The following is a 13,172-nucleotide window of genomic DNA, read 5'->3' on the forward strand; positions in this document are numbered from 1 at the left end:
ACTAATTCTGGCCCAGCAAGCGGACCTCCTGAACACCAGCTATCTCATGGATAATCTTTAATAACTCCTCCAGATCTTGGTTCATCTCCGCTGTTTCTATGGAAAGAGTGGCATTGGCCAACCCCTGCAATGGCAAGTTTTGGTTGATCGTAAGAATACTTCCCTTGACAGAGGCGATGATATTTAATACTGTAGAAAGTACACCCGGTTGATGTTGCATTAGTAATTCCAGAGTAACAATTTTCCCTTTGCTCCACTGGTGAAAGGGAAAAACTTTATCTTTATACTTGTAAAAGGCGCTGCGACTCAAATCCACCTTTTCCACCGCTTCATTAACAGTATTGGCTGCCCCTCTTAACAGTAACTCCTTGGCCAATACTGTTTTTAAAATTGCTTCCGGTAAAATATCCTCTTGTACCAGATAGTATTTAGGCTCTTTTTTGGTCACATTTGATACCTCGCAATTGTCCGTTTTCAGTGGATGATTATCCTTCTACAGTAGACATTATAGCATTCCCCAAGTAAGCCTTCAAGCCCTAATAACCTTTATTATTTGTTCTCTCAAAAGAAAAATACCATTTATCAATGTTTTACGCATGAACGCTTATGAAATAAATTTTCCTTTTACTATGACTATACCAAGGCTATTACCAAAAATAGAAACCCCACAGACCGTTCACATTTCTGGTCTGTGGGGTTCTTTCATTATATGATGATACAAATGAGACCGCCGCTGCCTTCATTAACAATTCTCTGTAGTGTTTCCTGCAGTTTAACCTGGGCATTTTCTGGCATCCGGTGCAGTTTATTTTGAATTCCCTCGCGCACCAGATCGTGCAGCGATTTTCCGAAAATTTCGGATTCCCAGATCTTTTGCGGATTCTCATCAAAACCGGCCAACATGTACTGTACCAGTTCTTCACATTGTTTTTCGGTCCCAATGATGGGTGTAATTTCAGTGGTAATATCAGCTCTAATAACGTGGAGCGAAGGTGCACTGGCCTTTAGTTTCACACCAAAACGGTTTCCCTGACGGATTAATTCCGGTTCTTCCAGATTCATTTCATCCAGTCTGGGTGTTACCACACCATAGCCGGTTTCCCGTACTTCTAAAAGAGCTGTGGAAACCTTATCATATTCCCGTTTGGCCACTGCCAGGTCTTTCATTAAGCGGAACAAATGATGATCTCCCTCAATCTTAAAGCCAGTTTCCTCGGTCATCACCCGATAGAACAAATCTGCTTTCGCTACCATATCAATGGAGGCTGAGCCGGTTCCCATGTCCATTTGTTTTAGGTTAACTTGGTGCACAAAATCATAACCATCCAGACTGGTAACAGCACTTTCAATATCTCTCAGGCGGCGCACATGGCGCACAGTATCCCGTACGGCATCTTCAAAACTTTGTCTTAGCCAATGCTTACTTTCTAATTCCTCAATCCAAAGCGGCAGACTGATATTTACTTCGTTAACTGGGAATTCATAAAGAACCTGCTCCAGGATTTTCAAGATATCTTGCTGTTTTAATTCAGCACAGTCAATAGGTAATACCGGCACATCATACTTCTCTTCCATTTCAGCCGCCAGTTCCATAGTTTCACTGGCTTGGGGTTTCAAAGAGTTCAAAAGAATAATGAATGGCTTGTTAATATCCTTTAATTCTTCCACCACTCTCTCTTCTGAATCCACATAATTCTCCCTAGGAATGTCGGTAATACTGCCATCTGTGGAAATAACCACACCAATGGTGGAATGTTCAGAGATTACTTTACGGGTACCGATTTCAGCTGCTTCCTGAAAGGGAATAGGTTCTTCGTACCAAGGGGTAGTGACCATACGCGGTCCTTCTTCTTCTTCATAGCCCAGTGCCCCTAGTACCCGATAACCCACGCAGTCAACTAATCGCATCTTTACTTTCAGGTTTTGATTAACGGCAATTTCAATAGCCTCGTTGGGCACAAATTTGGGTTCAGTAGTCATAATCGTCCTACCGGCACCACTTTGTGGAAGTTCATCCTTAGCCCGTTCTTTATCGTACACATTCTTGATGTTAGGTATCACTGCCAGTTCCATAAATCTTTTAATGAAGGTGGACTTACCCGTCCTCACTCCTCCTACCACACCGAGGTAGATGTCTCCCCCGGTCCGCTCCGCTATATCGCGGAAGATATCCATCTTTTCCATAGCATTTATTCCCTCCTTCAAAAGTTCAATCGTATAGGGATTATTAAATTGAAATACTGCATCCCTCCTCCGCGATAATGGACCGTAGAGAACGGAAATTTTGATCTTGGTAGGAAGAAGGTAGTCCCTTCATCCTGAATTTTTTTCCAATGACAGATATTAACATTATATATATATGACTAGAAAATTATTTTATGACGGAAAATTATTACTGATATGTACAAGATGTTTTTTTTTTAATTCTATTGTTAAAAGATATTTATGATTTGTCCATTTATGACTCTTGGGAACATATAGTAACCTTCTTCCATATATTAACTATTAAATAGGATAAAAGGAGGCACATTACAATGGGTTTCGGAATAGGCCCTCGCATAGGGCATCCTAGTAAAAAGCTGACAAAAAAACCAGTCGAAGCTACACCCCCTGTAGAAAAGCCGGTTGCTGTCGAAGAAAAAGTCTACCGTCCCCCGTTTTCTTCTATAGCAGATATCATGAAGTTTTTTACCGGAAATAAAAAATAGTACTACAGAGCAGCTTTAGTTTTTCTATCCTGATAATAACTGTTAGGTTAGTATGGGTATGTCCTGTTTGATTCGGCTGGCACGCACGTCTGTGCACGTCAGTCCCATTTCGTCTTCCATTCGCCAAGTATCATTACCGACGCTACACAAATCGTTCGCGACATTATCAATGAAAGAGCATGCCGGATAAATTCCCAGGCATGCTCTTTTGCCTTTGGTTGTTAAAAAATGATCCTTATGGGTCATTTTTTATTAGGAAAAATCACCGTAACTACCTTTAAAATTGGTTTGTATACCATGATCTTCTTCGGGTTTATTTTATAAAAAAGCTAACAATAAGGACGAGGAGGTGTTTATTTATGTTTCATCATGACCATCATCGACATCATGGCGCTGGATTTTTGCTTTTAACCTTAGCCTCAATAGCTATGACAATCCCGTTTTTGAGTTACATGAAAAAAATGGTAAACTCGTTAGAAAAAATTGCAGAGAAAAGATATTCCTAATTTCTTACCGCCCATGGGCGGTATTTTTTTAAGGAATCTGCTGCACATAGGAAAGTATACTTTCTAACACATTTAAAAAGTGCAGGTATAATAACCTGCACCAATGAATTTTCGAACGATTTATAGGCTATGACATTTTGGTAATACGGTCGGCACTAACTTTCTGGGAACCTTTAGAAACATAAGATTTACAGCAAGTTTCCATACAGGTCCCTGCCGACTCTGAAGTCAACTGGGTAGCCGTTGTAGCATCTATTTGGTCAGGTTGAGATGCACCAAATTTATCTGTAGCTACCAATATCTCATTGGCTTCACACTTATTCCCTTGGCTCCAGTAATGGCAGTTACTAACAATGCAATGAATATGCTGATTCAAGATGGTACCTCCTTTTTCATTAATACGTTTTTACTATGTTGAACGAAACCTTCATTAATTATGTATACCTTAATAAAGAATCCCTGTTTTTAGATAAACCAGTAACAATTTTATAATTTTTTATAAAAAAACGGTTTTATGTGTAATAATTAGTCAATTAGTAACGTCATAGATGGTAACAATACTTTTTGGAGGTACGATCATTGGAAGCTGTCAATTCAGGTGAGCTCAGTAGATTGCAAAAAATGAAATTACGTATTAAGGGATGTCCCCGTTGGCTCAAATGGTTGCTAGGAATAATTTTGCTTTCTGGCATACTCATGTTGGCATTGAATGGCCGTAGTAATAACGGCTTACTGGTACAAACAGCCAAGCTAGAAATGAAAAGTATTGAACAGAGTGTAGTAGCAGCAGGCAAACTGGAGTCCGCGGACAAACAGGAGTTTTTTACGCCCGTGGACAGTACGTTAATGGAACTTTCTGTTAAAGTTGGCGACAAAGTTAAAAAAGGAGATGTTTTAGGGAGACTTGATACCCAAGAGCTCGGGCGGCTTTACCAACAGTCCTTAGCTAAACTGGCAGGGTTGGAAGCGCAACTTGCCAAAGCTACCGCTAGCAGTGACCAATTAAACCTAGCCTATTATAAAGTGGCCTATGATAAAGCTAAAAATGACCTAGACCGCATCACCCATTTACATAATGAAGGGGCAGTGGCTATAACCGAACTGGAACAAGTCAAAGTGGCCTTTGCCAAGGCTGAGACAGATTATCAAGAAACCTCCATGAGGGTCCAGCAAGGAGCCACTGCCAAGGAAATCTCTTCACTGCAAGCGCAGGTATCATTAGGCCAGCAAGAAGTTGCCCAGGCCAAGGAACGATTAGATTTAGCTAACTTTATCGCTCAAGAGGACGGCGTAGTGCTTTTTGTCGGAAAAGAAAAGGGCAACCGTGTTCTCGAAGGCACTCGTTTATTAGAGATTGGCAGTGATAGTAACCTAGAAGTTACTGCTAATGTCAATGAAATTGATGCCGGTACTCTCAAAGTGGGACAACCTGCGACCATCACTTGTAACTCTCTGCCAGAAAAGGAATTTACGGGCGAGGTTACGCGAGTAGCCAGTGTGGCGATACAGGAGAGTAATGCCAATGGCAGCGGCAATACCACTGTGCCTGTAACCGTACAATTAAAAGGGGATGCCGCCGGTCTTAAACCGGGATATACCGTAGATGTTAGTATTGTCACAATGGAAGCAAAGAAACTTCTGGCTTTACCCTTTGAGGCATTGATTAGCCAAAACGGAGAAAAATATGTCTTTGTGGTCAAAAACGGCATTGTCAAAAAGCAAAGAGTTAAAACAGAAAAAGGCAATGAACTATTCGACGTCGTTATCAGCGGCCTCAAAGAGGGCGAAGAAATTATTCTCAGCCCTGCTCCGTCATTAAAGGATGGTCAAAGAGTTACGACAGGAGTAAAAAATGATAAAGGTAAGTAATTTAAGAAAAGTCTACAGCACCGGCTCTGTTGCGGTGGAAGCCCTTAAAGGTGTGACCTTAACCATGCATAAGGGTGAATTTGTGGCGGTCATGGGACCATCCGGCTCGGGTAAATCAACCTTTATGAACCTGTTAGGATTATTGGATACTCCTACCTCAGGAAATTACTGGTTGGAAGAGCGCGAAGTCTCCTCCTTAAATAAAAATGAATTAGCCAGTCTGCGCAATCAAAAATTGGGCTTTGTCTTTCAAGCCTTCAATTTGATACCAGCCCTGACAGCCTTGAAAAATGTAGAACTACCCATGCTCTATGCTGGTGTAAAGCCCCAAGAACGGCGTCAAAGGGCCCTGCTGGCCCTAGAAAAAGTTGGTCTAGGGGAACGTCTCCAACACCGGCCTAATGAACTATCCGGGGGACAAAACCAGCGGGTGGCCATTGCTCGGGCCATTGTCAATCGCCCTTCGGTGATTATGGCGGATGAACCAACCGGTGCCCTTGATACCAAGACCGGTGAGGAGATTATGGAGATTTTCGAGGAACTTCATAGAGAAGGAACAACCATTGTGCTGGTTACCCACGAGCCGGACATCGCAAAGCATGCTAAACGAATACTACGGTTTAAAGATGGGCTTTTAATCCGTGATGAAGAGGTAACAAACCGCACGATTTCCTCTGAAGAAGAGGTGAACCATGAACTTTAAGGAATTTATTTTTGTTGGCCTGGAGGGGCTTCGTAATAACAAACTACGGGCCTTTTTAACCACTCTGGGCATTGTGGTTGGCATCGCTGCCGTAATTTCAGTAATTGCCATTGGTGAGGCCGGTAAAGCCATGATTATGAGTGAGATGGAGAGCTTTGGTACCAATCTCTTTCAGGTATACCCTAACTACAGAGAAGGGGAGCCTTATAGACCCGTTAATTTTACCAAACAAGATGTAGCAGTGATAAAAAAAATCGCACCGGAAGTTAAGTACTTGGCACCGATGAAGTATGACCAGGGTGAGGTAAGGAGTACAATCGGTAAAAAGAACACCCGCATCATCGGTACCACTGCAGATTACAAACACATCCGCAACGTCGAGATTTTATATGGCAGATTCTTTAGCGAAGAGGATGATGCCGTAGGTAAAAAAGTGGTCGTTTTAGACGAAATGCTCGCCAATGATCTCTTTAATGTGGAAAACCCTGTGGGAGAGCGAGTGATCCTGCAAGGGAGTGCCGCAGTGGTAATCGGTGTCATCAAAAAAACCGAGTCGGCGATTCCTGGTATGACCCCGGATAACTATGCCTACCTGCCCATATCTTCAATGCCCGGAGGTTCCCGCTGGGAAAATGTTGGCTCACTTTTTGGCAGTGCAGCCAGCAAGGAAGAGGTCTATCAAGCCATGGAACGGGTTAAAGTAATTCTTGAGCGACGGCACAATGCAGTCGATCATTATGCTGTGTATAGCATGGAACAGGAGATGCAAACGGTTAGTAAGGTTACCGGGATTATTGGCTTAATCATCAGTTGCATTGCAGGCATTTCACTACTGGTGGGCGGCATCGGTGTCATGAACATCATGCTGGTTTCTGTCACCGAAAGAACACGGGAAATTGGTATACGCATGGCTTTAGGTGCCCAAAGAAAGGATATCCTAATTCAATTTCTGATTGAAGCCATTGTATTATGCGCCGTTGGTGGCCTAATTGGTATTCTGTTAGGTTACGGTGGGGCCTTGATTGTCGCCTTGGTACTAAAGCTGCCACCGCTAGTTTCCTGGTGGGTAGTGCTGTTAGCATTCCTTTTCTCGGCTTTTATCGGCGTGTTTTTTGGCCTGTATCCCGCCAACAAAGCGTCTAAATTGGACCCCATTGTGGCATTACGACGGGAGTAGCAGACAATCCCAGGTAAAAAATCATGACCCTACCCAAGGGCAAACTGAATAGGGGAAAATTGGGGGCAGTGTCAAATGGCACTGCCCCCAATTTTTGGTGCTAACTGGTTCCCCAGCTTTAACTTCAATAACACTGTGGCAACAGCATAGAGCTGAATTCAATGTGATGTAAACCACGCTTGTTGTTGAGAAAACCAACAAACACGACACAGAGAGACTCCAATGAGCGCTGACTTTTAGAACAACGACCTTATTGGCGTGTGTTCATCGTGAACGATTGCGCGTTGATCTCCAATCCCTTAAGCACTTCAATCGTACCGGGCACATCCAATTCATTGTATAAAAATGCTTTGCGAAGCAGAGCGTCCGGAACCATCATATCGTATTTATCAATTTTAGGAAATTGTCCGTTAGGAAGAACGAAATCCGGATTCTCTATATCAATCTCAAGCCTCTTTACTTTCTCAACAAACTGCTGTGCAGGCAGGTCGCTTGTAACTTGAAGATAATGCCTTCCTCCTGAAATAGAGTAGATTTGAAGTATGTCCTTCAATCCACAGGCAAGCAAGCTCTTGATAGTCTGCATTTCTTTTGTTCCCACCCAGGGGCAAAGGAAAAAGGAGCGCTCCGCATATGGTATAACACTGTTTTGCAGCAGGCTGGTTTCCTTTACAAAACAGCGAGCTTGTTCCAACAATTCTACAGCTTTTGGACGCAGATAGGCATACAAGGCCTCCTCTTGCAGAATCTGACGCATACGCAGTACAATTTTTGTGTGAATATTTCCTCCAGAACCGCTCCAGCTTGGAATTCTGTTGTTTTTTACCGGATGGACGTAAATAATCTTTCGATCTTCGTCTACGGACTGTACTTGCCAGGTCCGTCCGGCTAAAACAAACACCTCGTCCACCGCCGGACAATTGTCGAGAGTGCCAATTTCTCCCTCCTTGCTGTGGACATGATATACTTGTTCATCCTGAAACACCGCATAGTAGGAATAATGATTGGTCAGACGCTCTCCCTTCAGGCCAACAATTATGCCACCAGACTCCATGCGCTGTAAGTAGTCATTTTCAAGCAAATAATGCAGCAGTTGGCGATATTCGTCCTGACTGATGGAATTTCGAAAAGCAGGCAGCAATAGCACATTTTTTGCTAACTTTTTGGGAGAAAGCTCTCCATAGGTCATCAGTGTACTAAGTGTCTGATGTGCCAGTAAGCTGAAGGGTTTTGGTTTGAGATTAAACGGCTCTACCCACCGTTCTTCCAGATAAAGCTGGATGACGGCAATCGCACGAAGCAATCCCCACGGCAAACTGTCAAATGGATTGCGATTGGAGTCATCGTGAAGATCTACGAACAGCATCTGTGATTTCCCAGTTCGTCTGCCAGAACGCCCTAAGCGTTGCACAAAGCTTGCGCATGAATAAGGTGCACCTACCTGAATAGTGGAGTCCAAGTCACCAATATCAATACCGAGTTCCAAGGTAAGCGTTGCCGCCGCAACCGTAGGGCCGGTTTTGTTCCGCAATGCAGCTTCTGCCTCATGGCGAAGCGAGGCGGATACGCTCCCATGGTGGACATAAAACACATCCTGATCCCGCTTTTTCTGTGCAAGCTCCTTCATGTCTGCGATGACTTTTTCTGCTCCGCCTCTGCTGTTGGTAAAAATCAGACACTTTTTGTCGTGGCAATTCTCATAAAGGAAATCATTGTATTGACGCATAACAGCTTCAGCCTGCGCGGAGTCACCCGGCAGCACAAAACTCTCCGCGCACAGCGAAATGGTTCTTTTGTGCGTCTGCACTCCAACCGCTACTGTTTTTCGATCGCTTCCGGCTGCTAAAAAGTCCATGGCAGGCTGATAATCGTTTAAAGTCGCAGATAGTCCCATACGCCTTGGAGAACAGCCAGCAATCTTCTCTAACCTAGACAGCAGACAGATGACCTGCAAACCACGGTCAATTCCCATCAGCGCATGAATTTCGTCAATGATAACAAACCGTAAATCAGAAAACAGACGCACAGCATCTCCCGGACGCTGCATCAGTAGCGCCTCCAGAGATTCCGGTGTAATTTGTAAAACCCCTTGGGCTTCTTTCAGAGCATGTTTTTTGACCGATTGCGATACATCTCCATGCCATGGCCAAACAGGGATATAGCTTTCCTCCAACAGACCGCTCAGCCGTTCAAACTGATCGTTGATCAGGGCTTTGAGCGGCCCGATATACATCACACCCATGGAATCGGATGGCTTTTGATAAAGAGTTGTCAGAATAGGAAAAAATGCGGCTTCAGTCTTGCCGGAGGCCGTACCGGATGCAATAATCACATGATGGTCGGTATCTAAAATAGCCTCACATGACTCAACCTGAACCTCATGCAAATACGTCCACTGTTTCCGGTAAATATATTCCCTAATAAATGGCGCATAGCGCTCAAAGGCGGTCTGGCTCATATGTCAAACTCAGCAAATAGGTCATCATGATCTTCACTGACCTGTTCGGGGTCTTGCTCCGCACTTTTGACAGCAAAGCCTTGCTCCGTAATCAGGGCATCAAAGCTGATATCTGGGTTTTGCAATAGAATATTGAGCAGTCCAAGGAAATCCCTTGTAATCTCACGGGGTGTGAGCAGATGAACAGCGCCTAACCGGGAAACTACCGTATTCAGAAACGCGGTCAACTCCTGAGCATCCAAGGAACAGGTATAGGAATAGTGTGTGCTGTGAAGCTCACACAGACGTTCCATCAGGAGATAGATTTCTTCAGGGGATAGTTGATTTAATTTGATAACCGGGCTCGTATAATCCACAAATCCCTGTGCTCCAAAACGGTTATCAGAAAGGCGGGAGCGTAAAGCCTCATAGTTGAAAAGTCCGCGGCGTTCATCGTAGATAAACTGTGGTGTTCCGCTTAGAAAAACGCCGATATGCTGAGCTTTCCCCTGCATGGTGTCATTGAAAATAGTGAGGATTTTTTCGTAATTGCTGTCTCTGGCCTGCTTATGAGAAATTTTATAGAGGTTTACCCCTTCATCCAGAAAGACAAGCAGGCCCTTGTAGCCTGCCTTGGAGACAAACACTGCAAAGAGTTTTAAAAATTCATACCAGCTTTGGTCATCAATAATGCAATCGACTGAAAGGCTCTGCTTAGCCTCTGTTTTGGTGGAAAACTCACCACGCAGCCAGCGCAGAGTAGATTGCTTTAATGCTTCCTCCCCAGTCTTCATACCCCGCCAGTAGGAGTCTATGACCGATGCAAAGGCAAATCCATAGACCATTTCTGACAACTCCGTCAGTACATCGGCAATCCGCTCACTAACAGCTTCGACGATTTCAGGCGCACCAGGACGCAGACTATGTTCCTTTGCCACCGTGGCTTGCAATGCGCCGATCCACTTTTGTAAAATGGCTTCCAGTGCACCACCCTCCGGTCTGGTAAGAGTGGAAATATGTTGCATCAATTCCCGGTAGGTTGCCAACCCCTGCCCTTTGGTTCCGGTCAAGCGACGCTCTGGGGACAAGTCCGCATCAGCTACTACGAAATTCCGCTCCATAGCATTGTTGCGGATCATTTGCAGTAAAAAACTCTTACCGCTTCCATACTGCCCGGATACCAAACGGAAGGATGCCCCTCCATCCTCGATGGTGGCAAGATCATGCAGAAAGGCGTTCACTTCGTTTTGTCTGCCTACGGCTATGTGACGTAGGCCAATTCTCGGCACCACGCCCGCGGTCAGTGAATTAATCAATGCGCCGGACTCCCGGCGGTTAATTATTACAGGCGGCATTTTCTTCTCTCTCCTATGCAACAGACTCTTTGAGCAGAGTCACATACTCATCCAAAACACGAGGCTCCGTGTCCATAGCATCAACGACAATATCACCCAAAACCCGCAGCGCCGTTTCATTGATCTCATCCAGAAGCATTTGGGACATGGTCATGGCTTCTTCTGCGATTTGCTCCAGCTCGTTTTGCGGATGCTCTTGTGTCAGAACAACATAAAGCGCTTTCTTCTGCTCAGGCACAAGATTTTCCACAAATTCCTTGAGTTCCGGTGATAGTACCGACATATTAAATTTGCCCGTGTCGCTGTCCGCTACAGAAAGCTGGGGCCGATTTTTGTAGATGTATTCCAGCTCATCACGATAATCATCCTCTGCCATAACCGTATCATTTTCCTTTGCAAGCAGCGCACAACTCAGATAGTACTCTGCCAAGCGGTTAATTTCCGCTATCAGGGGCTCTTCTGCTGCGGTCTGCTCACATACCCAACCGGAAGCGTGCAAGCGATCTAATAGTTGTCGTGCCTCAGATGAAAGGGCTGCATAGATGGAGGTAACCTCCTGAAGATCAGTTAACAGCTCCTTTTGGACAGAAGTTACGGTTTCTTCCACTTGTAAAGCAGTGCGGACGGCATCAGACTGTTCACGCAGAATATGGATGCTTTCAAAATCCAGTGTGACTTCCGTCTTTTTCGCCGGCATACTTGCCGCCACTGCTGACTTGCTATATTCTTTTTTCAAGAATATCTCAACCAGATTTGCGGTCTCTTCATCCAGTTGAACGCCACGCAACCGTCCACGGCAGTCATACAGCGCTCTCAAGGTATTTTCACCATATCGCACCAACTCGTTTATGTATCCTCTTAGCCGTGTATTGGAGGAATAGGCCTTCACTGAGACGGAAATTTTCTTGTTGGCATCCGGGCAAACGGCACTGCGGAACGCATAGTATTCTTGCTTTTTAGGGCGATTAGGGCCATATGTCGCCAAGATGCCCTTTTGTTTCTTTTTGCGCAGAGCCGCATCTGCCAGCGCAACCACTCTGGGAATCGCCTCCTGCATCAGAGCCTGGTGTCCGTTCTTATAGAATTTGCTGCTTACCAATGAATAGTCGCACAGTGCATCAATAAGAGCAAAGGGAAGTTTCAAAGGTATTTCATCTGCGTGCTGTGCAACCAGAATATCTGTCATAGGTGACGATCCAGGCTGAAGATAATGGCCGCTAAGAGATGCGGTGTGTTCTACATCATGCAATTGTGCAAAATCAAAGGTCCAATCATATAAATAATAACTTAACTTAGGGAACCTCTCTTGATAGGCCGACCACAGCGCAAGCAACTGCTGGTAGCCATCTTGCGGCGTTTGCCATCCAATCCCACTGAGAAGCTCATAGATATGCACAAAAACATAGGAGAGGTCTGTATCAGGATAATTGCCGCTGCGAACCTGAGATCGCCAATAGAAATACCACGCCTGCTGCTGCCGGTTCATGCTGTCGTAAGTCGGCCAATAGGTCATAAACGGCTCGAATGCGGCGGGTGCACCCTCTTCGCCTATGTACTTTTGCATGTCAAGAAAGAATTTGCTTTGTGCGCTATCTCCTGAAAAAGATATTTGGAATATATCAACTTTGGGCGCAGGTCTTGCGGAAATTGCTTGCCTGCGTTCTGCTTCTCCAGAGAGTGTCACATCTGAAAATCCTTGCTTGCTCGGTGTATTATTGTATTTTGGCTGATTTTCCAGTTGTGGTGGATGATGTTGCGGTAAATCACCCATCTGCCGTTTGACTCCGTTGTATGCAATGGAATAATGAGCAATGCCCGCAATCCAAAACAGGAGTGATGTTGAAGGCACTGCGAATGTCGCTGCACCATATATAATACCGCAGATAATATTCATTGTATTAGAGTTGACAATGCCAATATAAAGCAAGGCAATCCAATTGAATGCCGGAATAAAGGATAAAATTCTCATGCCTTTTCCGGGCAGTTTTTTCGCTGTATTCTTCATTCATTGCCCCTCCTTTGCTTTCATCAGTATGATTTACATGATGTCAGAAAAATCACATTGCAAGGCCGCGCACATTTTCACAAGAATATCGGTATTAACATTTTCGTTTTTTCCAAGCTTCGCAAGCGATGAGGCGCTGATTCCGGCCAAACTACACAGATCTTTCTTTTTCATTTCCCAATCAATTAGCAATTTCCATAGCTTTTTATAACTGACAACCATACGTTGCACCTCTAAATTAAATTATCCCCATTTTATAACATTTTTTCGGATTATTCTACTAGCGTTCCACACCCAGGCCAAAATGCAATAAAAACAAAATATAAAACTAGGTATTAAATGTAATATTTTGAGTGTATACACCAATTAGATTTTTCTTCTATGTGCTAAAGGAACAACTAGATAAAAAGTA

At 44.3% G+C, this 13,172-nt stretch carries 11 protein-coding genes; 4 read left to right on the top strand and 7 right to left on the bottom strand.

Going from position 1 to position 13,172, the window contains the following annotated elements:
* Position 1: 1 nt before the first annotated feature.
* Entirely contained in the window at positions 2 to 448 is a 447-nt protein-coding gene (locus BUA78_RS09565) for an ACT domain-containing protein (RefSeq protein ID WP_072913740.1), read from the bottom strand.
* 257 nt (positions 449 to 705) lie between these two features.
* Complete coding sequence (gene spoIVA / locus BUA78_RS09570; protein WP_072913741.1) at positions 706 to 2,184, bottom strand: stage IV sporulation protein A; 1,479 nt, start codon at positions 2,182 to 2,184, stop codon at positions 706 to 708.
* A gap of 350 nt (positions 2,185 to 2,534) precedes the next feature.
* Here spoIVA and BUA78_RS20225 point away from each other — a divergent pair, with 350 nt between their 5' ends.
* Complete coding sequence (locus BUA78_RS20225; RefSeq protein WP_175548998.1) at positions 2,535 to 2,708, top strand: hypothetical protein; 174 nt, start codon at positions 2,535 to 2,537, stop codon at positions 2,706 to 2,708.
* Between the two features lie 633 nt (positions 2,709 to 3,341).
* Here the strand turns inward: BUA78_RS20225 and BUA78_RS09575 are convergent.
* Positions 3,342 to 3,590, bottom strand: a complete 249-nt coding sequence (locus BUA78_RS09575; RefSeq protein WP_072913744.1) for a DUF1540 domain-containing protein — start codon at positions 3,588 to 3,590, stop codon at positions 3,342 to 3,344.
* Positions 3,591 to 3,793: 203 nt separating this feature from the next.
* On the opposite strand from BUA78_RS09575, the gene BUA78_RS09580 reads away from it, so the two are divergent.
* The 3 genes from BUA78_RS09580 to BUA78_RS09590 are packed head-to-tail and all read left to right on the top strand — an operon-like array spanning position 3,794 to position 6,963.
* Positions 3,794 to 5,083 (top strand): efflux RND transporter periplasmic adaptor subunit, encoded by a 1,290-nt coding sequence (locus BUA78_RS09580; RefSeq protein ID WP_238456785.1) that lies wholly within the window; start codon positions 3,794 to 3,796, stop codon positions 5,081 to 5,083.
* Complete coding sequence (locus BUA78_RS09585) at positions 5,067 to 5,786, top strand: ABC transporter ATP-binding protein (protein WP_072913746.1); 720 nt, start codon at positions 5,067 to 5,069, stop codon at positions 5,784 to 5,786. Before BUA78_RS09580 ends, BUA78_RS09585 begins: the two co-directional genes overlap by 17 nt.
* Positions 5,776 to 6,963, top strand: a complete 1,188-nt coding sequence (locus BUA78_RS09590) for an ABC transporter permease (protein WP_072913749.1) — start codon at positions 5,776 to 5,778, stop codon at positions 6,961 to 6,963. The genes BUA78_RS09585 and BUA78_RS09590 overlap by 11 nt, the downstream gene beginning before the upstream one ends.
* A 250-nt stretch (positions 6,964 to 7,213) precedes the next feature.
* Here the strand turns inward: BUA78_RS09590 and BUA78_RS09595 are convergent, their stop codons facing one another.
* Genes BUA78_RS09595 through BUA78_RS09610 form a run of 4 tightly spaced genes read right to left on the bottom strand, consistent with a single transcriptional unit; the run spans position 7,214 to position 12,982 of the window.
* Positions 7,214 to 9,421: a DEAD/DEAH box helicase gene (locus BUA78_RS09595; RefSeq protein WP_072913751.1), complete on the bottom strand. Its 2,208-nt coding sequence runs from the start codon at positions 9,419 to 9,421 to the stop codon at positions 7,214 to 7,216.
* Positions 9,418 to 10,755 (bottom strand): ATP-binding protein, encoded by a 1,338-nt coding sequence (locus BUA78_RS09600; protein ID WP_072913754.1) that lies wholly within the window; start codon positions 10,753 to 10,755, stop codon positions 9,418 to 9,420. Before BUA78_RS09600 ends, BUA78_RS09595 begins: the two co-directional genes overlap by 4 nt.
* A 13-nt stretch (positions 10,756 to 10,768) precedes the next feature.
* On the bottom strand, positions 10,769 to 12,760 hold the full coding sequence (locus BUA78_RS09605) for a TerB N-terminal domain-containing protein (RefSeq protein WP_072913757.1): 1,992 nt from the start codon (positions 12,758 to 12,760) through the stop codon (positions 10,769 to 10,771).
* A 33-nt stretch (positions 12,761 to 12,793) separates the two neighbouring features.
* Positions 12,794 to 12,982, bottom strand: a complete 189-nt coding sequence (locus BUA78_RS09610; protein ID WP_072913759.1) for a helix-turn-helix domain-containing protein — start codon at positions 12,980 to 12,982, stop codon at positions 12,794 to 12,796.
* Between the last annotated feature and the right edge of the window lie 190 nt (positions 12,983 to 13,172).

Origin of the sequence: Desulforamulus aeronauticus DSM 10349 (assembly GCF_900142375.1) — a bacterium.
Classification (GTDB): domain Bacteria; phylum Bacillota; class Desulfotomaculia; order Desulfotomaculales; family Desulfotomaculaceae; genus Desulfotomaculum; species Desulfotomaculum aeronauticum.

Coding starts and splice junctions, on each gene's coding strand:
- BUA78_RS09600 (WP_072913754.1), bottom strand. CDS start 10,755: ATGCCGCCTGTAATAATTAACCGCCGGGAGTCCGGCGCATTGATTAAT.
- spoIVA (WP_072913741.1), bottom strand. CDS start 2,184: ATGGAAAAGATGGATATCTTCCGCGATATAGCGGAGCGGACCGGGGGA.
- BUA78_RS20225 (WP_175548998.1), top strand. CDS start 2,535: ATGGGTTTCGGAATAGGCCCTCGCATAGGGCATCCTAGTAAAAAGCTG.
- BUA78_RS09585 (WP_072913746.1), top strand. CDS start 5,067: ATGATAAAGGTAAGTAATTTAAGAAAAGTCTACAGCACCGGCTCTGTT.
- BUA78_RS09595 (WP_072913751.1), bottom strand. CDS start 9,421: ATGAGCCAGACCGCCTTTGAGCGCTATGCGCCATTTATTAGGGAATAT.
- BUA78_RS09605 (WP_072913757.1), bottom strand. CDS start 12,760: ATGAAGAATACAGCGAAAAAACTGCCCGGAAAAGGCATGAGAATTTTA.
- BUA78_RS09590 (WP_072913749.1), top strand. CDS start 5,776: ATGAACTTTAAGGAATTTATTTTTGTTGGCCTGGAGGGGCTTCGTAAT.
- BUA78_RS09610 (WP_072913759.1), bottom strand. CDS start 12,982: ATGGTTGTCAGTTATAAAAAGCTATGGAAATTGCTAATTGATTGGGAA.